The sequence below is a fragment of the Nocardiopsis sp. NPDC055551 genome (genome assembly GCF_053619415.1).
Genome location: NZ_JBSHJJ010000007.1, coordinates 250,966 through 274,648, shown reverse-complemented (window position 1 = coordinate 274,648; position 23,683 = coordinate 250,966). Strand labels below are relative to the sequence as shown.

Annotated in this window: 19 protein-coding genes and 1 tRNA gene; 11 read left to right on the top strand and 9 right to left on the bottom strand. The window is 66.4% G+C overall.

Translation table 11 applies throughout. From position 1 onward, the window contains the following. Nucleotides 1–60 precede the first annotated feature (60 nt). The gene (locus ACWGSK_RS15095; protein WP_358513180.1) at nt 61–1,305 is read left to right on the top strand and encodes a PucR family transcriptional regulator; all 1,245 of its coding nucleotides are present in this window, start codon (nt 61–63) and stop codon (nt 1,303–1,305) included. A 304-nt stretch (nt 1,306–1,609) separates the two neighbouring features. Continuing rightward, nucleotides 1,610–2,620 carry a hypothetical protein gene (locus tag ACWGSK_RS15090; protein ID WP_358513182.1) on the top strand — a complete coding sequence of 337 codons (1,011 nt, stop codon included), beginning with the start codon at nt 1,610–1,612 and terminating at the stop codon, nt 2,618–2,620. A gap of 58 nt (nt 2,621–2,678) precedes the next feature. Here ACWGSK_RS15090 and ACWGSK_RS15085 read toward each other — a convergent pair whose 3' ends face one another. Further along, nucleotides 2,679–4,340 (bottom strand): alkaline phosphatase D family protein, encoded by a 1,662-nt coding sequence (locus ACWGSK_RS15085; protein WP_358513184.1) that lies wholly within the window; start codon nt 4,338–4,340, stop codon nt 2,679–2,681. A 129-nt stretch (nt 4,341–4,469) separates the two neighbouring features. On the opposite strand from ACWGSK_RS15085, the gene ACWGSK_RS15080 reads away from it, so the two are divergent. The 6 genes from ACWGSK_RS15080 to ACWGSK_RS15055 all read left to right on the top strand — a co-directional run bounded on the left by ACWGSK_RS15080 (nt 4,470) and on the right by ACWGSK_RS15055 (nt 10,750). Next, a complete protein-coding gene (locus tag ACWGSK_RS15080; protein WP_358513186.1) occupies nt 4,470–4,880 on the top strand; it encodes a secondary thiamine-phosphate synthase enzyme YjbQ in 411 nt (136 codons plus the stop codon). 187 nt (nt 4,881–5,067) lie between these two features. Further along, nucleotides 5,068–5,493 carry a DUF3052 domain-containing protein gene (locus tag ACWGSK_RS15075; RefSeq protein WP_304070790.1) on the top strand — a complete coding sequence of 142 codons (426 nt, stop codon included), beginning with the start codon at nt 5,068–5,070 and terminating at the stop codon, nt 5,491–5,493. Nucleotides 5,494–5,572: 79 nt separating this feature from the next. After that, on the top strand, nt 5,573–6,031 hold the full coding sequence (locus ACWGSK_RS15070; RefSeq protein ID WP_358513188.1) for a peroxiredoxin: 459 nt from the start codon (nt 5,573–5,575) through the stop codon (nt 6,029–6,031). 49 nt (nt 6,032–6,080) lie between these two features. Further along, nucleotides 6,081–6,154 (top strand) — tRNA-Val (locus ACWGSK_RS15065). A 358-nt stretch (nt 6,155–6,512) separates the two neighbouring features. Beyond that, nucleotides 6,513–7,277 (top strand): hypothetical protein, encoded by a 765-nt coding sequence (locus ACWGSK_RS15060; protein WP_452456052.1) that lies wholly within the window; start codon nt 6,513–6,515, stop codon nt 7,275–7,277. A gap of 248 nt (nt 7,278–7,525) precedes the next feature. Further along, nucleotides 7,526–10,750, top strand: a complete 3,225-nt coding sequence (locus tag ACWGSK_RS15055; RefSeq protein ID WP_452456051.1) for a hypothetical protein — start codon at nt 7,526–7,528, stop codon at nt 10,748–10,750. A 13-nt stretch (nt 10,751–10,763) separates the two neighbouring features. Here ACWGSK_RS15055 and ACWGSK_RS15050 read toward each other — a convergent pair whose 3' ends face one another. Continuing rightward, on the bottom strand, nt 10,764–11,093 hold the full coding sequence (locus ACWGSK_RS15050) for a helix-turn-helix domain-containing protein (RefSeq protein WP_452456050.1): 330 nt from the start codon (nt 11,091–11,093) through the stop codon (nt 10,764–10,766). Between the two features lie 82 nt (nt 11,094–11,175). Here ACWGSK_RS15050 and ACWGSK_RS15045 point away from each other — a divergent pair. Next, nucleotides 11,176–12,374 (top strand): IS3 family transposase gene (locus ACWGSK_RS15045; RefSeq protein ID WP_452456049.1). Its coding sequence is split into 2 segments (ribosomal slippage): nt 11,176–11,431 and nt 11,431–12,374, totalling 1,200 coding nucleotides; the frame shifts between segments, so codons are not numbered across the junction. Between the two features lie 38 nt (nt 12,375–12,412). Here the strand turns inward: ACWGSK_RS15045 and ACWGSK_RS15040 are convergent. Further along, the gene (locus tag ACWGSK_RS15040; RefSeq protein WP_452456048.1) at nt 12,413–12,640 is read right to left on the bottom strand and encodes a hypothetical protein; all 228 of its coding nucleotides are present in this window, start codon (nt 12,638–12,640) and stop codon (nt 12,413–12,415) included. Nucleotides 12,641–12,997: 357 nt separating this feature from the next. On the opposite strand from ACWGSK_RS15040, the gene ACWGSK_RS15035 reads away from it, so the two are divergent. Both ACWGSK_RS15035 and ACWGSK_RS15030 read left to right on the top strand, forming a co-directional pair. Beyond that, nucleotides 12,998–14,518, top strand: a complete 1,521-nt coding sequence (locus ACWGSK_RS15035; RefSeq protein WP_452456047.1) for a pectate lyase family protein — start codon at nt 12,998–13,000, stop codon at nt 14,516–14,518. A gap of 231 nt (nt 14,519–14,749) precedes the next feature. Next, nucleotides 14,750–15,214 carry an iron chaperone gene (locus ACWGSK_RS15030; protein ID WP_358513190.1) on the top strand — a complete coding sequence of 155 codons (465 nt, stop codon included), beginning with the start codon at nt 14,750–14,752 and terminating at the stop codon, nt 15,212–15,214. A 48-nt stretch (nt 15,215–15,262) separates the two neighbouring features. On the opposite strand, the gene ACWGSK_RS15025 is transcribed toward ACWGSK_RS15030, so the two are convergent. The 6 genes from ACWGSK_RS15025 to ACWGSK_RS15000 all read right to left on the bottom strand — a co-directional run bounded on the left by ACWGSK_RS15025 (nt 15,263) and on the right by ACWGSK_RS15000 (nt 23,556). Then, complete coding sequence (locus ACWGSK_RS15025; RefSeq protein ID WP_452456046.1) at nt 15,263–15,922, bottom strand: SRPBCC family protein; 660 nt, start codon at nt 15,920–15,922, stop codon at nt 15,263–15,265. Continuing rightward, complete coding sequence (locus ACWGSK_RS15020; RefSeq protein WP_358513194.1) at nt 15,915–16,262, bottom strand: ArsR/SmtB family transcription factor; 348 nt, start codon at nt 16,260–16,262, stop codon at nt 15,915–15,917. Before ACWGSK_RS15020 ends, ACWGSK_RS15025 begins: the two co-directional genes overlap by 8 nt. A gap of 39 nt (nt 16,263–16,301) precedes the next feature. Further along, a complete protein-coding gene (locus ACWGSK_RS15015) occupies nt 16,302–17,264 on the bottom strand; it encodes an alpha/beta fold hydrolase (protein ID WP_358513196.1) in 963 nt (320 codons plus the stop codon). Nucleotides 17,265–17,303: 39 nt separating this feature from the next. Beyond that, nucleotides 17,304–21,659 carry a hypothetical protein gene (locus ACWGSK_RS15010; RefSeq protein WP_452456045.1) on the bottom strand — a complete coding sequence of 1,452 codons (4,356 nt, stop codon included), beginning with the start codon at nt 21,657–21,659 and terminating at the stop codon, nt 17,304–17,306. A 134-nt stretch (nt 21,660–21,793) separates the two neighbouring features. Next, nucleotides 21,794–22,600, bottom strand: coding sequence for an ABC transporter permease (locus ACWGSK_RS15005; RefSeq protein ID WP_452456044.1), 807 nt, complete (start codon nt 22,598–22,600; stop codon nt 21,794–21,796). Continuing rightward, nucleotides 22,597–23,556, bottom strand: coding sequence for an ATP-binding cassette domain-containing protein (locus ACWGSK_RS15000; protein ID WP_358515367.1), 960 nt, complete (start codon nt 23,554–23,556; stop codon nt 22,597–22,599). The genes ACWGSK_RS15005 and ACWGSK_RS15000 overlap by 4 nt, the downstream gene beginning before the upstream one ends. Between the last annotated feature and the right edge of the window lie 127 nt (nt 23,557–23,683).

Sequence of the window (23,683 nt, the reverse complement as noted above, 5' to 3'; positions counted from 1 at the left end):
TGACCGCCGACACGGGGGTGAGGCCGCGAACAGGTCGGTGCGGGATGCGAACCTAAGAGTGTGAACACCGAAGTCGGGCAACCCGAGGACCACCCAGAGGACGGCGCGGACACTCCGGCCGTCGTAGAACCGGACGAGATCCGTACGGAGACCGTGCGCCGCCTGGAGCGCTCCATGGGATCCCTGGGCACCGCCGCCGTGGCCCGCATGGAGGAACGGCTCGCCTGGTTCCGAAGGATGTCCGCCCAGGACCGATCCTGGATCGGGCTGGTCGCCCAGTCCGGGGTGGCCGCCTTCGTGGACTGGTTCCGCAACCCGCGACGAGGTCGCCCCGCCATCACCGTGGAGGTCTTCGGCACGGCCCCGCGCGAGCTCACCCGTTCGGTCTCCCTCCAACAGACCGTCGACATGATCCGGGTGGTCATCGAGGTGGTGGAGGGCGAGGTCGACGACCTGGCGGCCCCCGGCGGCGCACAACAACTACGCGAGGCGATCCTGCGTTACACGCGGGAGGTCGCGTTCAGCTCCGCGAAGGTCTACGCCCGAGCGGCCGAGGCCCGAGGTGCCTGGGACGCGCGCCTGGAGGCGCTCATCGTCGATGCCCTGCTGCACGGGGACCGCGAGGACGGACTGCAGACCTGGGGTTCGGCCCTGGGCTGGTCGCACACCCCGGTGATCGCGATCGTCGGCGACCTGGGTGACCGGGACGGTGGCAAGGCCATGGACGACCTGCGGGCCGCCGCTCGACGGCTGGGCCATGACGTGCTCGCCGGGCTGCAGGGGAGCCGCGTGGTCGTCGTCGTGGGCGTGGGCGATCGCTACCCGCCAGAGGACCTGCCCGCCGCGGGCGCCGAACCCCTGGCCGGGCTCTTCGGCCCCGGCCCGGTGGTGGTCGGTCCCGCCGTCCCCGATCTACGCTCGGCCGGAACGTCGGTGCGCGCCGCCGTCCAGGGGCTGCGCGCGGCGGTGGCCTGGCCCGACGCGCCCCGGCCGGTGCTCTCCGACGACCTGCTGCCCGAACGCGCCCTCGAAGGAGACACCGAAGCGCGCCGCCAGTTGGTGGAGGAGGTGTACCTGCCCTTGCAGGGAGCCGGTTCCCCACTGTTGGACACGCTCTCGGTATACCTGGAGCACGCGTCCTCACTGGAGGCCACCGCGCGCATGCTCTTCGTACACCCGAACACGGTGCGCTACCGCCTCAGCCGCATCGCCGAACTCACCGGACACATTCCATCGGACGGTCGAGGCTCCTTCGTCCTGCGTGTGGCGGTGGCCCTCGGAAGGTTGTCCGAAACCCGACCCTGACGCCTCCTACGACCGGAATCAGCCAAGGCCGAGACAGCGGTGGAGATCCGGCGTAACCTGATCGTTGCCTGGCAAATCGTTCCTCTTATGGAAGTTTCACCAGCGTCGGGTATGTCTGTTACTGACCGTGTGCGCCCGGGGACCACGCGAAAGAGATAGATTTGATACGGGCAGGTTGTGGGTCGAACCGAGAGGCGATGAAAACCCTCGGGCGAGGTTCCCCGCACCGCTCCGTCACGACGTTCTTGGGGGGTCCAACGCAGTGGTCGAGCGACCGAGGAAGAGGTTTCGGGTACTACGCCCGGTGATCGATTTCGTTCTGCAGCCGACACAAGAAGGCGAGCTTCGCAGACGGGTCCTGTTCTGGGTCCCGGCTCCGCTCCCTCTCCTGGGGCTGGTCTACCTCGTGGTGGGAGGTACCTTCTCCGCCGCCGGGTGGACGATCCTCCTGGCCGCGAGCGTGGGCGTGGCCTCGCTGTTGCTGGCCGCCGTCGTGCAGCCCACACCGTTGCCGGAGGGACTGGCTCCGCCGGTCTCGGCGCGGCGGTCCCTGCACCGGTTCCGTCAGTTCACCCAGCTCAGGCTGGCCCTGGCGCTGACCCCGATGGTCATCGGCGCGTGCGCGGCGATCATCGGCGGTGGCATGTACCCGCTGTTCGCCGCGCTGGCCCTGGCCTGGCCGCAGCTATTGCTGGCCATGCCCACCTTCTTCACCATCACGCGGGCGCGTCGTGCCATGGAGGCCTGGGGCACCACCGCCTACCTGTGGCACGCCCTGTCGCGTCCGGCCAAGGTGACCTGGCCCATCGCCACACCCCTGGCCCGTTCCTTCCGCGCCTGGCGCACCGAACGCGCCCGTCGCCTGGCCCAGCAGAAGATCCAGGACCAGGAGCAGGACAAGGCCTGGAAGAACGCCGTGGCGACCGAGCGGGCCAACCCGACCGAGCCGACCACGCCCGTCGTCGAGGACGACAAGGCCAAGCCCGAGGCCGGCACGCTACAGCGCACGCGCAAGCTGCGGGCGCTTCCGGAGGAGGACGCGGACAACGAGCCCACGGCCCTCATCCCGCACCTGGAGCGGGGCCGGGACGAGTCCGCCGAGGACGAGACCGCCGACGAACGGGCGAAGAAGGACGGGGACGACACCCCGGCCGAATCGACCGAGAACGACGTGACGGCGTCCTCCTCGGGCCCGGGTGCCACGGTGGGCCGGGCCGCCCGGCAGATCCTGGACCAGGGCGGTGCCCTCGGCCTGAGCGTGCGCAACCGCCGCCGTGGTCACGCCGGCCGCCGCCCGCCCTCGCACAAGCCCTGATGTCGCCTGTGGTGGTGTCCCGGTCCCGGGGCACCACCACACGTGTGTTCGGCCCCGGTCACAACTCCACCGAACGACGGACCTCGGGCAGAGCGGTGTCACCGCCCCGCGGGCAGTCGTACCAACGCGCCCACGCCTCACGGCCGTCGAAGTCCACCTCGCCGATGGTGTTGCCGAAGTAGGGCTTCTCGGCCAACCGCCACCGCAGCGGACCACGCCGGACCCCGGACAGCCCGCTCATGACCACGCCGGCCAGGTGGAAGGGCGCGCTCGCCGACAGGGCGGCCGCCCGGCGGAAGTTGACCGGCAACTGGTTGCACAGGGCGGAGGAGACCAACTGGGTCACCCGGGAGGTCGTCCTCCCCGAACGGGCGTGCGCCCGCGCCAGGTAGGAGAAGTGCACGTCCCCGCTGAGCAGGAGCACCGTGGCCGGGGCCGGGCCGCGCTCCCCGCGGGCCACCTCCAGCACCGCCTCGGCCAACCGGTGGAAGGAGTACTGGAAGGCGCCCCAGTGCTCCAGGTCCAGGGCCTGACGCAGCTTCTCCGCCGGCCCTCGCATGGCCGACCCCCACGCGCCGCCGCACACGGCCTCGTTCCAGGCCTCCAGATGGTGCACGGCGGGTGGTAGGAGCACGGGCACGGTGGAGGCCACCACGACGTGTTCCGGGCCGCCGGTGAGGTTCTCGTCCAACCAGGCGTGGCCCTGCGGGCCGAGGATCGACCGGGAGCCGTCCGAGGGGTCGCCCTCACCCAGCGCGCGGCCACAACGGGTGTCGGTCACCAACACCCGTACGTCGCCGATGTCGTGCCGGTGGCTCCACCGATAGGAGGAGGGTTCGGCGTGCGCGCGCCAGGCGAAGGAGTCGATCGCGTCGGCGGCGTCCTCCTCGCGCTCGGCGTGGTCCCTCAACTCGGCCAACAGGGGGTCCTTGGCCCTGGCCTCCGGGGAGAGATTACCCACGTGCTGATACACCCAGTAGGCGCCCAGCCCGCTCGTCACCCGAGTCCGCCACCACGGTCGCTCGTCCATGGATCGACGCCAGGCCGCGGAGGTGTTCCAGTCGTCGCGGATGTCGTGGTCGTCGAAGACCATCAGGGTGGGCACGGTCGACAACAGCCACCGCACCTGTGGATCCGACCAGGCCAGCCGATACAGCTCGGCGTACTCGTCGTAGCGCACCACCTCGTCGTCGGGGGCGTCGTCGGTGTCGTCTTCGCGCGCCCGTCGCAGGTAGGCGCGCATCGGCTCCTGGAGCTCGTCCGCGTACACCTGGTCCCCGATGAGCAACAGCACCAGGTTGCCCTCCACCGGCTCGGTGGCCAGACGCCGGGCGGTGGCGCGCAACAGGTCCGGGCCGTAGCGCACCAGCCCCTCGGGGGTATCGCCGGTGGGGGTGCGGCACGATCCATAGAGCAACCGGGTCCGCGCCGATCCGTCCAGGGTGCGTACGACGCTGGGCGGCATCGGGCTTTCGGGTTCGGGCCAGACCCGATCCTCATCGAGGAAGACCTCGTAGGACAGGGCGGCGCCCGAGGGCAGACCCTCGATTTCGCACACGGCGTAGTGGTGACCGTGGACCGTGAAGGTCCGTGCGGTGGAGACCAGACCGTTCTCCAACCGGACCCGCACGTCACAGGGGCCGTCGGTCTCCACCCACACCGTCGCCGTGGAGGTTCCCGCGTGCCGCAGCTGCGGTCCCAGACGTAACGAGACAGTCACCCTTGTCCCTTCTTTCGTTCATGTCCGTGCACGTTGACGACGAGTATGGCCCCTACGGGAGGGTCGCGTCATCCACAGGTTCACGGCGGATGGTTGCACCCGAGCCCGGGCTGCGCGAAGGTGGGCGCTATGCGGACACAGATCCTTGAGCTGCACACCGGTGGCTCGGAGAGCATCACCGACATCACAGGGCGGTGTGGAGACTTCGTCGCCGAGACCGGGGGCGACGGATTGCTCAACGTCTTCGTCCCGCACGCGACGGCGGGCGTGGCGATCATCGAACTGGGCGCGGGGTCCGACGACGACCTGCTCGCGTCCTTGGCCGACCTGCTTCCGGCGGACGACCGTTGGCGCCACAAGCACGGCACCGAGGGACACGGGCGATCGCACGTCATGCCTGCTTACGTCGCTCCTCAGACCACCGTCCCGGTGGTCGGGGGCAGACTCGAACTGGGTACTTGGCAGTCCATCGCCGTCGTCGACCTGAATGTGGACAACCCCGACCGCAAGGTCCGGCTGTCCTACCTCAACGCCGATTAGACGGCGCGGAGGGGCCCGAAGTGTGGCGTGATCGCCGGCGCGTTGACGCCAGAAGGCACTACCGTGTGAACTAGACCATCAGCGATGGTTACGGACCCACGCGACGGGCGGCGAAAAGCCCGACATCGTTATGACGACTGCTTCGGCAGGCGAGATTGATAAAAACCATCTGTGGAGGAGAACTTTCGTGAGCGCGACCGCGGGCCAGGCACAGAGCGAACGCGGCTTGGCTGACCGACTCGGATTCAAGCCGGGTCAGGTGGTGCAGGAATTCGGCTTCGACGACGATGTCGACGAGGGACTGCGCGCTTCCATCGCCGAACTCACCGGCGAGGCGCTGGTCGACGAGGACTACGACGGCGATGTCGACGCCGCACTTCTGTGGTGGCGGTCCGACGAGGAAGACGACCTCACCGACGCCCTGATGGACACGGTGACCACCATCGCCGACGGCGGGACCATCCTGGTCCTGACCCCGAAGGCGGGACGTGAACTGCACGTGTCCCCCAACGACGTCGCCGAGGCGGCCAACACCTCGGGGCTGTCCCAGACCAGTGCGGTCAGCATCGGTGAGGAGTGGTCGGGCACCCGCCTGGTCGTCCCCAAGCGGTAACGGGCCAAGACGTGGCAGGGCGCCCGCCGAGTGGCGGGCGCCGGCACCGACCTGCGCGCCGACCCGAACGAATGTGAACATGAGACACATCACCGAGGGCGACACCGCCCCCGCGTTCACCCTTCAAGACCAGTACGGCCAGGACACCACCCTGCCGTGGGGCGGACCCGCGCTGCTGGTCTTCTACCCGTTGGCCTTCTCCGGCGTCTGCTCGGGCGAACTCGCCGACCTGAAGGAGCACCACGCCGAGTTCGAGGAGCTCGGCGTCACCGTGCTGGCGGTCTCGGTGGACTCCACCTTCGCCCTGCGCACCTGGTCGGACCGGGAGGACTTCCCGTTCGCGCTGCTGTCGGACTTTTGGCCGCACGGTGCCACCGCCGAGGCCTACGGGGTGTTCGACCCCGAACGAGGAGTCGCCCGCCGAGGTACCTTCCTCATCGACTCCGAGGGTGCCGTCGTCTGGTCGGTTCTCACCCCGACCTGGCAGGCCAGGGACGTGACCGAGTACCTTGCGCGGGCTCGGTCCCTGAACGGATAAACCGGGCGCATCCGGCTCCGTGAAGCGGTATGATCACTCGCGAAGCAGCGGGCGCGTAGCTCAGTTGGTTAGAGCAATTGCCTTACAAGCAATAGGCCAGGGGTTCGAGTCCCTTCGCGCCCACTCCACTCCGGAACGACCTTGCTCGGCGGCCTTCGGCCGCCTCGCCGGGTCGTTTCGTCGTTTCCCCGGGGGGCGACCCCCGAGGCACCCCCTGCGGCCGGGCCCGGCGGGTGTCGGATCCATAGGCGGGATCTTCTCTGACATCGTGTGCAGCTGTGACGCCGGGATCTGGAGGCCTTCGGTCGCCTCACAGTGCCGTTATGTTGCTTCCCTGGAGAAATCCCCGGGGCCTGGTGTCCGGCTTCGCCGCGCGTCGTGTAGGCGGGGTCAGGTCAGTACTGCCGTCGCGGTGTGTGAGACTCCAGCGATCACGAATTGAGATTGAAGTAGTGTCGGCGATGCGACGTATGCTCTCCACATGTTCTTCGAGCTCGATGAGAACGGGCGGACGCGCCCAATGAGTCCCGATGCGCTTCGCGCACTCGCGAAAGCTGCGTTCAAGGAGGATCCAGAGAACCTTGCGGCCGAGTACCTTGACTGGCATATGGGCAGCCGGATCGAATGGCTCAGATTCGTCTCTAGGTTCTCTGCGGCTGTCTTCGCATATCGAGCGACGCAGCAAGTCTCCGCCGAGCGGGTGGAGGCGGCCCAGAAGGAACTCCGGGAGCGCGATGGCTGGTCTCAGGAGTGGGCCGGCGAGCTGGAGACGGTGGTCACAGAACGGCTCGGTTTCCTCGAAGACTCGGTCCGGATCGCGGCCTCTGCTGCGATTCTCGCCGCTACCGCTGCGGTCGAACTACTCATCGCGGAACTTACTGACGATCCAGACGGCTCAGGGGGCGGGTTGGCGCTTCGGCTCGGCAAGTTGCTGGAAGCCTTCGAACACGACTCCGCTACTGCTGAGGAGCTTCAAGCGATCAGTGGTCGAGTGAGAGCGCTCAGAAACTCGCTTGCCCATCGCCTCGACGGCTCCGATTGGGCGAGCACACAGGATCGCCCCGACCTCACGGGGGAAGGCATCGAGCGGGCATTCCGGGACGTGGGTCGGCTCGCGACCGGTATCTGCGCAATCGTTGAACCCCGTAAGCATGATCGCATCCTCGGTCTATTCAGCGGGGTCCGGCTCAGAGAGCAGGATGAAGGCGCTGGTGAAGAACCACAGGCTCCAGAAGCTGGGGAGTGATACCGCATAGTAGGGCGATTTTGAATGCCCACTTGCTTCAGAGGGCCTAGCTGTAGCCAGCTACATGTACTTCACAAGCGAGCTCATGCCGTCTGATGGCTTAGATGTAGCTCATCCACGAAGACCTGGGGTTTCGGGATAGGTGACATCTTGCCATCAGTTTGCCTTCGATCTCGCGCTTGTACTCATGCCGGGCTGTGAGATTCCAACGACGTTGACTTCTTTTATTCCAAACCAAGGTGGGAGACATGGCAGGTGGGTCTGGCGGGGTAGCGGCGGCGTTCGGGTTCCGCTATCAGTACCTTATTACGGTTGAGGAGCTTCTGGATCTCTTCGAGCATGCGCCTACATCGGACTGGCGTGTCGGTGTGGACCTGTACGGCCAGGACTCGGCTGACATCCTCGTCTACCCTCATTCCTTCGGGTCACCGTCGCGGGCTGTGCAGGTCAAGGCGTCGATGACGTCTTCTGTCACGAAGATGGATCTACCGACGGCGAAACGGTGCCTCGACGCGCTGGCCACCGAGCATTCTGGGGCGGCTGACCTGGTGCTGCTGACCAATCGGACACTTGGTGCGCACGCGGTGGAATACGCGGTGCAGCTGCGGAAACAGCGGACGAAGAGATCCCGCCGCAGGTCCATCGATGTGCGGCAAGAGGACGTGCACGACATCGTGTCGCGATTGCTCGACCGCATTGCGCGGATCCGGGCTCGTGGAAAGGGTGGGCTAGGTCAGCATTTGCATTACATTTTGCTCGCTCAGCTCATCGATCTCGTATTAGCACGTGGCTCGCAGACCGCAGAGCAGATCATCGATTACCGCCAGGTCGCGGACATCCTAGGCGAGTCGGCGGCGGTGCTTGCCGATGTGAGTGGGGCGCGTTCCTGGGGGCGAGCGTACGGGATGCCTCTGGGAGCGTACGTCCCGCGGCCGGCGGTTGTGGACTTCCTCGCGGAGCACCTGACCGAGGATGCTCTTTACGGAGGCACCCCGGGCGTGGCCGTACTGTCGGGGTTGTCGGGATCGGGTAAGTCGGCTGCAGTCGCATCTTGGGCATCTGCCCGTCGGGAGCACTATGCCGTCACTGTCTGGGTCGACGCAACGTCTGGCCAGGCTCTCGCTGAGCAGACCCCGGAACTCTTGGAATGGCTCGGGGCGGGCGAGGTGCCTAGCGACGACCCCGCGCAGATTTTCTGCGATGTGCTGGCGGAGCTGCCCGTTCCCTGGTTGCTCATCCTTGATGGTGCGCTTGATAGTGCAGAGTTGAGCGCGTGGATACCAGCATCCGGTTATGGCCATGTTGTCATCACCACCAGTCGCGGTGACTGGCCGATTGACATCGCACCGCAGAGGGCGGTCAAGGGCATGGAAGATGCGGATGCGATCGCGCTGATCCGGCAGCGGCTGCCCGCGCCGCAGGAAGCGGGAGGCGACGACGAGACTGCTCTGCGATTCGCCACCAGGCTAGGTCGGTGGCCACTGGCTATCGACCTAGCCTGTGCCTGGGTGCGCGGTCTCGGTGGTGACCATACACGTTTGCAGGAGTTCGTGGCGCGGCTCGACCGGCTGGACCTCCTGAAAGATGAGGCGCAATTGGGCAGCTACCCGAGAAACGTCTCAGGTGTGATCCGTGCACTGTGGGAAGGGCTCTCACCGGAGAGTCGTGCGGTGCTCGGCATCGTCATTATCAGTGGCGGTGCCCATGTCCCGCTCCTCGTGATCGACCGCTGGGCTGCTTCCTTGCGGACAGGCGGTGGTCTGGATATCGACCCAGGTGCGGTGCTGGACGAGCTAGCCGGGGCAGCGCTGATGACACGGCGCCTGCGGAGCGATGCGGGTAACATAAGCGGTATCGATGAGGCCCTCTATGTGCACGAGGGAATTCAGGCGATACTCTCAAAGGCCATCGCAACCGAGATCGGGCTTTTCTATCCATGGATGGAGACTTATGCCGACATCGTGAACGAACTTTTGAACGGTGCGAGACTTGTCGAGGCATCCGCCCTTCTTTCCGCCGCTGAAAAGCTCTTGATCTTCTTGATGACGGCACGTGCAGCAGAGGACACTGGCGATCAAGCACTGCAGATGATGAGAGTCATAGCGGCCACGATGATGCACAACCTCGGCACGCTCGCCACTCTAACAGGCCTATTGGACGTGGCATCAACGTGGCTGCGTCTCGCGGTCAACACACGCGAGGAGCTGGTTTCAGATCAGCAGCGCACGCCTGTTTTCGTAGCCACTCAGATCCAAACACTCGCAGCCCTGGCGCAAGTCGTTTTCCGGCAGAGTCACTTTGACGAGATCAAACCGATCGTTGAAGAGTCACTGCGACAGTTGAACGGCAGGTCGGTCGATGAGCTTGAAAATACAGGATTCCCGGTTTTGCCCTCACTGCGTGTCCTGGGTGAGGTGACACATTTCATGCCGGAAGATTCTACGCATTTGCGTGAGCAGATTGACGAGGCTTTGCAAGGGCATGAGCTGATTGGGTCTGAAGAGTCAACTCTGCAGCGGCGGCTTCTGAACTTTAACTCAGTCAACGAACGGGTGCACGTATACGCGATTACCGAACAGTGGACACGTGCCGTGGACAGCGTTCTCACCGGGGCGAACCAGGCTGTGAGCTCGGGCATGCTCGTACGTGATGCTGTCACAGCGGTCCTCAATACTGGTTTGGCGCTGATGCACTCGAGGCTCGTGCGCCCGCATTCGGCGCCGGCGGCCAGTTGGGCAGCTGCGATCAACCGTCTTGTGGAATGGGGAGAGGGGAACATCGATTCCTTTGACCCGTTGCAGTACCAGCAGCTGTCGATCCTCGTTCCGTGCGCTGAGCAAGACGTGTCGAAGCTGCGTGCGGTGCTCGACGAGATCCGCCGTGCCGGGATCGAGTCGCCTCAGTTGAAGGAGTGGGTCGACTTTGGTGAGGTCTCGCTCAAGGTGTTCACAGCACAGCAGCGGTTCGAGGGATTGCTGGGCGGCGAGGATGTCCCTGAAGGCGTGCGCCTGATTCGAACCATCGATGGCGGTGGCGAGGTCCGGTGGTGGCCGGTGATGATGGACGACGAACCTCTTCTCGCCTTCGTCACCGTGAGTGCGTCGATGTACGTCGGCGGGGAAGTGTCCGACCCGATGCGTGATGCCCTGATCGCTGCCGGGTTTCCTGGTGAATTGAACAAGGATGGTTGTCCACGGTTTGCAGTGCGGTGGAGAGTTATCGTCGATCAGGAAACCATTGTTTTGCAGGGTTCGCAGGGGGAGTGTTATTTAGAAGTAACCGTTGACCGGGACGATCCTCACATCAAAGAATGGTGGGCGTCTGTTAACCGTGCTAGGGTTCTGCGCGTTGTTTATCGGGACGCGGCTGATCTTACGGTTCGCGATATTCTTGCTACTAAGGAACAGGCTCTAATAAGGATATTGAGGTCGAAGCGTGGAAGGTCATGGTGGAGGCCTTGGAAGCGCGCTTGAGGTGGTGGTCAGATCAAGGTTGAGCGTCGTGGTTGGTGCGGGCCGTGTGATGCGCTTTTTCACCTACACCCTGCACAAATTGAAGTGCAGGGCCAAGCGTGAGCGCAGCATGTGTATCTTTCGTGTTGTCGTGGGCCTGTTCAGAGTGGACCGTTGAGTAGCGGGGCTTGACACCACGTTCCAGCAGTCGACTCCGTACCGTCCGGCTATCCACCCCGAAGTGCTGCCCGATCCGTGTCAGGGACCAACCTTGCTCGTAAAGCTGCATGGCTTGGGCGATCTCTTCCTCGCTCAAGCCGCGCTTGCGGATCTGGATGCCCTGGCGCTTGAGGATAGCGCTCACCGTTTGCCGGTTTGATCTTGCTTCGGTTCGGTAGACAGATGTCCACTTTCGGATAGTTTGCTACTGAATGAGGAGATTCAAGATGCCTAGGACCCGACCGGCCTACCCGCAGGAGTACCGCGAGCAAATCCTGTCGCTGGCTCGTATCGGACGCAGCGCCGAACAACTTGCGGCCGAGTTCGAACCCTCCGAGCAGACCATCCGCAACTGGATCCGCCAGGAACGTATCGACACCGGCAAACAACCCGGCATGACCAGCGATGACAAGTCCGAACTGGCCCGGTTGCGGCGGGAGAACGCTCAGCTGCGCGAGGAACGCGAGATCCTGCGTAAGGCCACGGCTTTCTTCGTCCGGGAGACCAGCAGGTGATCCACCGGCTGATCGACGAAGAAAAGGCGCACCACTCCGTCTCCCGTATGACCCGGCTGCTCGGTGTGTCGCGGCAGGGCTACTACCAGCACGTGCACCGATCCGAACGCGGCCTTGGGCCACGCGAGCGCTCCGACCAAGAACTGACTCAGCGGATCCGCTACCACCACGAGCAGTCCCGCGGCACCTACGGAGCCCCCCGGATCCAGGCCGACCTGGCCGAACTCGATGGGCTGCGGGCGGGCCGCAACCGCATCAACCGGCTCATGCGGCGCGAAGGTCTGGTGGGGGTGCACCGCCGCACCGGCCGCAAAAGCCTGACCGTCCAAGACCGGATGACCACCACACCCCCGGATCTGGTGGGCCGTGACTTCACCGCCCCGGCCCCGAACCTGAAATGGACGGCCGATATCACCTACGTGCCCACCGACCAGGGGTGGCTCTACCTCGCGGTGGTCATGGACCTGTTCTCTCGAAAGATCGTGGGTTGGGCGATGGCCGCTCATATGCGTGCCGAGCTGGTCTGTGACGCGTTGACCATGGCGATCGGTGCCCGACGTCCGGAGGCGGGCCTGGTCCATCATTCGGACAAGGGCTCTCAGTACACGAGTTTGGCGTTCGGTCGGCGGTGCGAGGAGGCCGGGGTCAGCCCTTCGACCGGGCGGACCGGGTCGTGTTTCGACAACGCCGTCACCGAGAGCTTCTTCGCGTCATTGGAGACCGAGCTGATCGACCGCACCCGCTTCCTCACCCGGATGGAGGCGCAGCGGGAGGTGTTCTCCTATATCGAGGGGTTCTACAATCCGTGGCGTCGGCATTCGGCGAATGGTCGGCTCAGCCCGGTCGAGTATGAACGTCGCCACACTGAGCGGGCCCGGAATGACTCCGCTGAACTGGCTGAAACCGCGTAAAACCCCAGTTCACAGGTGTCCACCGAACCGAAGCAACTTCAGTTGATGCCAAAGCGCTCGCCCAGCTTGTAGACGTTCGTGCCTGTCTTGTAGGCGGCGATCAGCTCGTCAACCTCGTGGGACTTGAGGCGTTTCGCGGTGCCCGGCTTCTTCGTCGGCTTCTTGCGCTGGGGGAGGGGCGCTGTCGGTGCGGGTAGCTCGCGCAGGAGTGCTTCGAGCTTGGCGGCGAGTTGCGCCGGGTTGTAGTTGGTCTGCCCAGGGTCCACTCCACTCTGAGACGACCCTGCTCGCGCGTGAACGCGCTCGCAGGGTCGTTTCGTCATTCCTGCCGGGGGAGATCCCCGAGCCCCCAGGAGACCTCCTCCGTCGCGGCGCGTCGTCGATGAGAGAGCCCAAGCGGTTGCAGGCTTCAGAGTGATCGATTCCGGAATCTGGTCGGATGCCCATGAAGTCGCAGTACACGGGCGTGATGGGAGGCCTGGGGATTCAGACTTCTTACAAACGGTTGCATTAACCCCCCTTGACACGGAAAGCGCTTTCTTTACTCTCGGGTGTAGAGCAGGTCAATGCTCATGCTCTACTACGAAGGGTGAGCAGTGAGACGATCAATCAAGAGTCGACTCGTGACGACGCTGGCCGTCGCGGCCGCCGCGGTCACGGTGGCGGCCGGTCTGGCCCTGCCGATGACCTCGGCGTCGGCACAGGTCGGTGAAGCCACGGGTTACGCGACCCAGAACGGTGGAACCACCGGCGGAGCGGGCGGACAGACGGTACGTGCCACCACGGGAACCCAGATCCACGAGGCCTTGTGCAATCGGTCCGGTACCGACACCCCGATCATCATCGAGGTGGAGGGAACCATCGACCACGGCAACACCTCCAAGGTGTCGGGCGACAGCTGCGACACCGCCGACGACGTGATCGAGCTCAAGAGGATCAGCAACGTCACGATCATCGGTACCGGCGGCGGAGCCGTTTTCGACCAGCTGGGCATCCACATCCGGGAGTCCAGCAACATCATCATCCAGAACGTGACCGTCCGGAACGTCAAGAAGTCCGGTTCTCCCACGTCCAACGGCGGCGACGCCATCGGTATGGAGAGTGGCGTACGCAACGTCTGGGTGGACCACGTCACCCTGGAGGCGTCGGGCGGGGAGTCGGAGGGTTACGACGGCCTCTTCGACCTGAAGAACAACACTCAGTACGTCACCCTCTCCTACAGCATCCTGCGTAATTCCGGCCGTGGCGGATTGGTCGGGTCCAGCGAGAGCGACCGCTCGAACGGCTACGTCACGTACCACCACAACCGGTACGAGAACATCGACTCGCGCGCCCCACTCCTGCGCGGCGGTACGGGGCACATGTACAACAACTACTACGTGGACCTGCACAAGTCCGGCATCAACTCCCGGGCCGGGGCCAGCGCGAAGGTGGAGAACAACCACTTCGAGGACTCCAAGGACGTCCTGGGCACCTTCTACACCGATGAGATGGGCTCCTGGGAGGTCGGCGGCAACATCTTCGACAACGTGACCTGGTCCAGCCAGGGCGACGAGAACCACCCCGCCGGGCCCGACCCGCAGTCCAACACCTCGGTGAGCATCCCCTACCCCTACGAACTCGACGACGCAGCCTGTGTGCTGGACGTGCTGAACCAGACCGCGGGCGCCGGCAAGGGCAACCGGACCTCGGACGGCAACTGCGAAGCGGAGGAACCGACCGACCCGGAGCCGACCGACCCCGAGCCGACAGACCCGGAGCCGACCGATCCCCCTGACGGGACCAACCTCAGCATCGGGGCCGGCGCAGACGGTTCCGGTAAGGCCGGTGGGACCAGCTACGGGAACGTCCTCGACGGCGACATGAACACCTACTGGTCACCGAGCGGCTCGACCGGTCGTATCTCGGTCAAGTGGGGCTCCGAAACCACGGTGTCCACGATCAACATCCGTGAGCAGGCCGGAGCCCAAGGCAACATCGGCTCGTGGAGGGTCACCGACCACGACACCGGTGCCGTCCTGGCCACCGGCAGTGGAGCGGGTGCCATCACCTTCGAACCGACGACGCTTCGAAAGATCGACTTCGAGATCACCGGCTCGAACGGCACGCCGCGCGTCGCCGAGTTCGAGACCTACACCGGCTAGTCACCGGATGGCGTAGGCGGCGGCGAGCCGGGCCGGGATATGGACGATTCACCCGGAATCCACTCTCCCCGGGACGGCCCCGTTGGAGGACCCGGTCCTCTTCGCGGGGTCGTCCCGTCGTTTCCCCTGGAAGTGGTCTTCCGTGCCTCGGTCAGGAATCGAGAAGCCCCGCTCGGCTCGGGTATCTACCGTGGGTACCACCACACGGTGAGTAGAGGCATGGGAGCAGTGATGAGCAGCGGCGAGAACAAGGACGCCTCCGCGGAGCAGGGGCTTTCCGAATGGGAGCGCGCCGCCCTGAAGGAACGGGTCGCGGAGAAGAAGACCGCCGCCCGCCGGGGCCGAGGCGCGGACAAGGCCGCAGCCGACGCGCGGGACGTGCGGGACAAGATCGCCTCGATGCCGGAAGGGGACCGGGAACTGGCCGAGCGGGTGCACACCCTCGTCACGACAGCAGCCCCGGACCTGGCCCCCAAACTCTGGTACGGCCAACCCGCCTACGCCAGGAAGGGGAAGGTCGTGTGCTACTTCCGCAGCGGCCGGATGGACAAGGAGCGCTACTCCACGTTCGGGTTCTCCGAACAGGCCGCCCTGGACGACGACAGCGGTCTGTGGCCGACGGCCTTCGCGTTGACCGAACTGAGTGAGGCGGCGGAGAAGCGGATCAGCGAGTTGGTCGAGCAGGCCGTGCGCTGAGAACGAAGGACCGGGGGACGCGGGCCACCCCGTCCGCGCCCCCTCGGCTCACTCCGCTTCGGGGGCCTCACCCAGGAAGAACGCGGTGGTGCGGTCCCGGGCGGCCTCGGCCTGTTCGCGAGGGGTGCCCGAGGCGATCCCCGCCTCGGCCCAGGCGGCGCTGCTGTCGGTGATGAACCTGCGGCCCTGCTTGGTGGTCTCCCAGCCGTCGGCCTCCACCGGGGAGTCGATGTCGGTGCCCAGGTGCGCGGCCAGACCGATGAACGCCAGGTCCCAGCCCACACCGGTCGCGCCCGGTCCGAACCGTTCCCAGAACGCCTCCACCTTCTCGGCGTCGGCGGTGTGTTCCAGGGTCAGACGCGCGCCCTCGCTGTCGGGATCGACCCGCACCGAGATCCAGCTGACGTCACCCCCGAACTCCCACGTGGCGTCGAAGGACCGGGGCGGCTCGCAGGCCTCGATGACGCCGCTCGCGTTGCCCTCGATCCGGTAGGCGCCGCCCAGACGCAGGTCGCCCGCGACCGGGGCGAACCAGCGGGGGAGGCGTTCGGTCGAGGTGCAGGCGTCCCACAGGTCCTCGACGGTCGTGTCGTAGCGCTGGGAGATCACCGACACCAGCGTTCGTCGGCCCTCCCGGTCACGGGTCTCCAACCCGCGCGTGACCGCCTCGATCTGAGCGTCCACGTCCAGGTCCTCGTACTCACCCATCGTCTTCCCCCTCCATACGGTGCTGTCGCTTGCCCCGGGCGATCTCGGTCTCCAGAGCGGCCAGCCGCGGCGCCCAGAAACGTCGGAACGGGTCCAACCAGGCGTCCACCGGGCGCAGGGCCTCGGTGTCGACCGCGTACAACCGCCGGGTGCCCTCGGCTCGCACGGTCGCCAGCCCGCTCTCCCGCAACACCCGCAGGTGCTGGGAGACGGCGGGCTGGCTGATCCCGAACTCCTCACGGACCACCTTGGTCAGCTCGCCCGAGCTGAGTTCCCCGTCGGCGAGCAGTTCCAGCAGGCGGCGCCTGACCGGATCCCCGAGTACGTCGAAGGCGTGCATAAGCGCATAATATCAACATGTGCTTATATAAGCGAGGGCTTAGATTGAGCGGAGGAAGTCCAACAGGGCCGCGTCGACTTCCTCGGGCCGCTCCTGCTGGGTCCAGTGGCCACAACCCGGCAGGGTGATGTCGTCGCGCAGCTTCGGCACGATGTGCGGCAGTGCCTCCCGCAGTTCCGGCACCCCCTTCAGGGCGGTGACCATGTCCCTGTCACCCACCATGTACAGCGCAGGCACCTCGATCCGCAGCCCCTGGAACGCCGCCATCAGCCCCTGGTTGCGGTCGATGTTGCGATACCAGTTCAGCGGCCCGGTGAAGGCGTCGGGCGCCGAGTAGTCCTCGGTGAAGACCGCCAGGTCCTCGGCGGTCAACCAGGCGGGCAGCTCGGAAGGTTCGGGCAGGGACTCCACCACGGTCGCCCCCTCGGGGACGATCCACGGCACGGGCTCGGGGGAGGGGCCGTCACCGGAGGCGGTGACCAGTATCCGGCGCAGCGTGGCGGCCGGGTCCGCGGCCAGTTCGGCGTCGGCACGGCCGGGCTCCTGGAAGTAGGCCTGGTAGTAACGGTCCCCGTAGATCGCACGGGAGGACTCGATCGATGGCATGCCCGCCGGCGGGAGCGGAGGGACGCTCAACCCGACCACGCCGCGCACCAGGTCGGGGCGGAGCAGGGCGGTGGTCCACGCGACCGGCGCGCCCCAGTCGTGTCCCACGACCACGGCGTCCTCGGCGCCCAACGCGGTGATCAGCGCGGTGACGTCCCCGACCAGGTGTGGCAGGGAGTATTCGTCCACGCTCGCGGCCCGGTCGCTGCGCGCGTAGCCGCGCTGGTCGGGGGCGGCCACCCGGTAACCGGCCTCCGCCAGCGGGGCGAACTGGTGTCGCCAGGAGTACCAGCTCTCCGGGAATCCGTGCAGCAGCAGGACCAGCGGTCCCTCACCCTGCTCGGCCACGTGCAACCGCAGCCCGTTCACCTCGACGTGGTGGTGCTTGAGGTCCATGTCGGTTCCTTTCGTGCCCTTGTGGTCGGCGGAGGTCGGTCAGCCCGGGACTCGCAGGCCCGCCAGGTAGCGCCGGTGGTTCTTTCTGTGACTTCGGTAGGCCAAGGCCAGGAACGTGTACACCGTGCTCAAGCTCATGACGGCTGCGCCAAGGGGATCCAGCCAGAACGAGAACACCGAGAAAGCGCTCGCGGTGAACAGGGACAGGGGCGCGGTCACCACGGTCACCAGGTCGCGGGCCCGAGATCGTCGTTCCGCGAGGGCCGCGGAGAGTACCCCGGCCGCAGCGGGACCCCAGAAAGCGGTACCGAGTAGGAGGCCGGGAAAGGCCCGAAGACTCAGCGGCCATCGTCGACGGGCCTTCGCGGTCAGCCACGGTAGGAGCGCCAGGGCTAGAGACAGTGATACACCGCCGGTAGTCAGGACGAACGTCTCGAATCGGATGGGAGCGGACATTAAGAAGAAGAGCGGGACGAAGCAGTGGACCAAGTTGAACGCGTAGGGCCCGAAGACCAGGCCGGTCTCGAACCCGACCGGGGCGTCCCGCCGGGGGACGAGGCTCGAGAAACAACTGTGCACGACCATGGGACGCAAGTCCCCACGTGCCTCCGTGGTCTCACACCAGTCCGACTCCAGGTCCCCGTCCGGGGTCAGCCCTCGTGTGAGCATGGTGCGCCAGTATTCCGGGTCGTCGCCACGCTCGATCCGGCGGTGGGCCAGGCCTCTCAAGATGGAGCCGCGACCTGTGGTGGCCCCGGCCCGGGCTATTCGTTCGGCCTCACGATGGTCCCCCTTTTCCTCTTCGAGATGGACGTAGTGCTCTAATAACGCGGCCGGCGCGGAGGCGTCGGGTGGGCCCTCGAGGCCGGCCGCGGCACGTAGGGCGGCGACTCGTTCCGGACCGGTGCCATGCCCGAGGGACAGCTCATGGAAACGGGCGGCGTTGGCCCAGTCGCCTTCGAGCTCCAACTCTTCGGCCTGTTCGGACCATGAGCCATAGCACTGGTGTTCACGTAACCACCGGACCGAGAGCAGGGCCAGGTCCGGGCGAGCGGCCTCCAAGAGCGGATCCACCGGGGATATGGCGTCGGACATGAACCGGATGTCCTGGGGGAACTCTGAGGCGGGGGTCTCGGCGAATGAATCGACGACGTCTTCGGCCAAGTGCATCGCACCCGCTCGCACCACGTGGACCAGAACGCGCTGGGCATGTCCTTGCGCGCGCCAATGGTAGGAGCGAAGGCGGGAGCGCAAGAGGGTCCTCGGCCTACCCCATGTGAATTCGGAACGTTCGAAGGCGCCCCTCAAGTCTGCGACTTCCGCACCGAGAAATCCCAGCAGGGCGGGCACCCTGGCGTGCTCTCCCGAGTTCAGGTATCCGCGCACCAGGGAAGGGACGGCCCCCGAGCCGCTGACGCGCAGCGACAACTCCTCCAACTCGTTGGCGGCCGCCGGCTCTCCTTGGTTCCGGTACAGGTGGGAGGTCCAGGCCAGGAGGATGCCCAGGTGTCCGTGGTGGTGTTCCTCTGTCCCGAACATGAACGTCCGGGGGTGGCCGGCAGGGCGGTCCGAGGCCGTCCCTACCCCGTGGGTGAAACCGGGGACACCACCGACCCGCGCGGCCAGGTGGCGGGCCAGAGTGATCGGTGTGCCGTCCCTGAGGTGACGGGCCAACTCCCCTGTTGTCTCCCGCTGGGAGTCCTCGCCTTCGCGCCCCTCTTCCCAGGACGCGGGTGGGGTGAAACGGTGCAGATAGCGCAGGAGCGCTTCGTCGATGAACTCACCATTCCGGGGCCACAGGACCCGGGCACGTTCGTCGTCTCCCGCGGCCTTCGCCGCCCATGCCAGGAAGCACAAGAGCGGCCCGTTCCACCAAGGGGCCCCGGGACGACGCATACGTTCCGCCGCCTCGACCGCCGCCGGTTCGGTCAGTAGGCAGCCGACGATCTCCTCCAACGCCACCTCATCGAGATCGTCGGCGGCCAGTACATCGATCGCCTCCGCACGGTACCCCTGCTCCGTGAGGATTTCCGCCAGGATGCGTACAACCTGTGGGTTCTCGTTATGCTCCACGGACCGGCGCGCCAGGTGTTCCGCGGTGGCCGTGTCCCCCCGACGTCTCAGGTATCGGATGAGGATCCTCTGAACCTCCGTGAGGTGGAGCCGGTCCTCACGGTCGGATGCCCCCGTGCCGCCTTCTGGGAACGCCAGGCGTTCGGCTCCCGCCAGGTCCCCACGGCGTAGGCGAAGACGCAGCGCGAGCTCTCGGGTCAGGGAGTCGTCGAGGTCATTCAGGAGTCGTTCGACCACCTCCGTGCGGCCGGAGACCGCCAGCGATTCCAAGCTCGAGAGGAGATCCCACACCCTGGTGCCGGCCTGGACGGCGAGTTCGAGGAAGCGGGCACCGGAGTCCAGGTCCTTGGCTGAGAGCGCGGCCTTGGTGATCTCGCGGAGGACTTCCGGATCCCCGGACTCGGCGAGGGCCTCGATGAATTCGGGATGCGTCGGCCATCCCTCGTAGGTGTGGGGACTACTCGGGCCCCGGAAGGGGGCCATCGGTTGCAGAATCGGTTCGATGAGCCCAGCGGACACGCATCGTCGGGCGATTTCACCCCGTAGCATCAGGTGCAGTGGATGGGATTCCTCCGACAACAGCTCGTTCAGAGGATCGAGGTAGAAGGCCTTCGCGTGTTCGATCGCCTGGCCGATCCGTCGATCCCGATCGGCTTCCCACACGGACTGCTCGGCTTCGGCGGTCTCGGCCTCGTCCGGATCGATGTGTTCCATGCACAGTCGGATCCCCGCTCGGTCACGGAGCGGTCGCAGTAGCTCGACCAGGGCCAATAGCCCATCGGCCCCCGCGCCCTGGTGGAGAGCTCCCACCAGGGCGCACTTCCCCTCCTCTGAAGCAGTGGGGAAGCGAAGGGTGATCTCCTCGACGACCCATTCGATGCCCTCGGTCTGTTGGAGTAGAACGAAGGCGGCCAGGGTGTATTCGGGGCGGTCTGTGGCATCGACCAGTTCCAGCAGGGCGTCGGGACGGCCGGATAGGGCGGCGTCTGTGGCCAGGCGTTCGGCGGTCGCGAGGTCGCCGGCGCGCGTGCGCAGTCGTGCCCGCCGCTCCAGCACCTCGCCTCGCTCTCTCGATATGAACCTTGTGGGTGTGTCGTTGCGGAGGATCGCGTCCGCGTGACGTAGGAGTAGTCGGTCCTCGGCCGCTTGCACGAATGGAGCGAGTTTGACGACGCTCTTGCCTTCGGGTCTGCTCAGCGCCTCCCACAGCGAGGTCGGTGGGCACAGGTGACGACGTTGCTTGAGCCCGTACTCACTCAGGTAGTCGGGAAGGACGAAAACTCTCTTCTTGATGCTCGACGGCATCAGCGGTCCGGGTGTTCCCGGTCCGCGCCTGGTCAGGCTCCTGAGCACGGTGGTGAACCAGTTCCGAGACAACCGTGAGCGTTCGGTGGGGGACAGGTACCCGGGGGCGGCGGCCCGGAGAAACCTCGGGGAGAGGTGGTAGACGTACTCGGTCGAGCGGGAGACGTCCATGGCGACCTCCAGGACCGCGCGTTCGGCCGGGGTGCCGTGCCGGTAACGGCGGAGCAGGTCCAGCGCACCGGAGAGCGCTTGGGTGACCTGTCCTTCGTCTCCTTCCCTGAGCGCCCAGAGCAGCCGACGGTCGGTACTGGAGAGATCCACATTGGCGTGGAGCTCGGCCGAGGTGAAGGAGCCCGGGACGATGATGTCGCGTGCCCGATCCAGCAGATGGCGGCCCTCCCTGCCGGTGGAGGCCTCGTCGTGCAGCTCCCGCCAGTACTCCGGCCACAGTGAACCCAGGACCAGGACGGGTCCGCGCGACGCGTCGGCGAGCAACCCCTGGAGCGCCTCCAGTACCTCCGGTTGACGTAGGTACAACTGGGCCTCGTTGAGCCACACCACCGTGTGGGGCGTGACCCGATCCGCCCGCAGGGCCTCCTGCAGGGCCTCGGTGCGGGTGGGCGTCAGTGGATGCCACAGCCGCCACTCCGCGGGGAGTTCGGCGTGGACCGCTTCCCAGCAGGCACGCGTCTTGCCCACCGACGAACCGCCCACCAGCAGCACCAGACCGCTCGTGTTCTGTGCATCGCGCACGGCCGCGCGTAGTGGGTCGTCGACGTCGGGGCGGTAAAGGTAGGGCGGCAGTGGTGGAAGCTCGTCGCCGCCGGTGGGATCTGCGACCTCGTGCACCTCGAAGGTGTGGGCGTCCGCGGGCGACAGGTCGCCCAGGGGCTTGCCGAGCGGGGGCTTCCTTGCCGCAACGGGGTGGTGGTAGTGGTGCTCCACCTTGCCGATGAGGTCGCGGCCGACCTCTGCGCCGCTCAGGTCGATGTGATCGCCGCCGTACTCACGGACCACCCCTGTCCCACCATCCTCGTGTCGACGCCTTAGCGGCCACAACCCTTGCCGTTCGGCCACTCTAGATGTTGAGACGAGGTGGAGGGAGGGCTTTCCCGGTCGGTGTGGGCGCACCGAACGGGAAAACAGCGGGGTCAGCGTTGGCGGTTGAACGCCCACACCGACAGTGGGGCGAACACCGCGATCAGCCCCGCCGACCAGGCCAGCGTCCAGGTGACGGTGTCCCCGACCGGCGTACCCGTCAGCAGGGCGCGGGCGGCGTCCATGACGTGGGTGACCGGGTTGATCCCCGCCCAGCTCCGCAGCCAGTCGGGCAGGGTCTCCACCGGCGCCGCCATGCTGGTGCCCAGGAGCAGCGGCAGGATCGCGATGAAGGTGAACGCCATGACAGCGGTCTCGTCGCGCATGAGCACCCCGAGGAACACCATCACCCAGCTCAGCGCGAACCCGAAGCCGATCGCCAGGGCGGAGGCGGCGATCGCCGAAACCGCGTCGGTCTCCACCCGGAAGCCCATGAGGAACCCGATGGCGAACAGGATCAGCACGGTGATCACGTACCGGACCAGGTCGGCCAGGACCGAACCGAGCAGTGGCGTGGAGCGACCGATGGGCAGGCTGCGGAACCGGTCGTAGACACCCTTCTTCATGTCGATGTTGATGGTGAGCCCGGAGGAGAGCATCCCGGCGATGCCCGCGCCCATCACCAGCACCCCGGGGAACAGGTATTGCAGATAGGCGTCGGTGGATCCGGACACCGAGCCGCCGAACAGGTACACGAACAGGACCATGAAGATCGCCGGGGTCATCACCCCGTTGACCAGGCTTCCCGGGTTGCGCAGGGACTTGGCCAGGCTCCGTCGGGCCAGCACGATGCCGTGGCGGAGCAGGGCGGCGGGCCGGGCCGGGGCGGCCGGTCGTCGGGGCATGGTGGGGGCGCTCATGCGGTCTCCTCCTCGTGGGTGTCGCGAGAGGCGCCGGTCAGGGCGAAGAACACCTCGTCCAGGCTCGGCAGGCGCAGGGAGAACTCGGTGACCCGTATGTCCGCCTCTCGCAGGGCACGGGCCAGTTCCCAGGCGGTGGCGTCGCCATCGACCGGGACGGTCAGGGTGTGGCCGCCCGTGTGGTCGGGCGCGCGTCCGGTGACCCGTTCCATGGCCAGGGCGGCGGTCGGAACCCGGGTGGGGTCGGTGGGGCGCAGCGAGACGGCCTGACCGCCGACCACGCGTTTGAGCTCGGCCGGGGTGCCGTCGGCGATCACCCGGCCGTGGTCGATCACGGCGATGGCGTCGGCCAGCGCGTCGGCCTCCTCCAAATACTGGGTGGTGAGCAGGACGGTGGTGCCCTCGGCGGTGAGTTCGCGGACCATGCGCCACAGTTCCTCGCGTTTACCCGGGTCCAGGCCGACCGAGGGTTCGTCGAGGAAGACCACGTGGGGTCGGCCCACGAGCGAGGCCGCCAGGTCCAGCCGGCGTCGCATCCCTCCGGAGTAGGTGGTGACCGGGCGCCGGGCGGCGTCGGTGAGTTCGAAGCGTTCGAGGAGTTGATGGGCCCGGTCGGTGGCCCCGGTCTTGCCCAGGTCCAGGAGTCGGCCGATCAGGACCAGGTTGGCCGTGCCGGTCAGCTCCTCGTCGAGCATGGAGCCCTGCCCGGTGAGCCCGATCAGTCGGCGCACTCGGGCCGCCTCGCGGACGACGTCGTGTCCGCCGACGGTGGCGGCGCCCTCGTCGGGGCGGGCGAGGGTGGCCAGGATCCGGATGGCGGTGGTCTTGCCCGCTCCGTTGGGGCCCAGGACGCCGAGGACCGAACCGGGGCGGGCGGACAGGTCCACCCCGGCCAGCGCGGTCGTCTTCCCGAACCGTTTCACCAGCCCCCGGGCTTGGAAGGCGTAGTCGGTCATGGTGTGCCTCACTCGCTTTCGCAGCAGTGTTCCACTTAAAATGATGTCATCATCTGGATGGTCAAGGTATCCGAGTGTTGGCGGTATCTCAACGTAGGATGGGTGGCACACCGCGGCTAGGAGGACG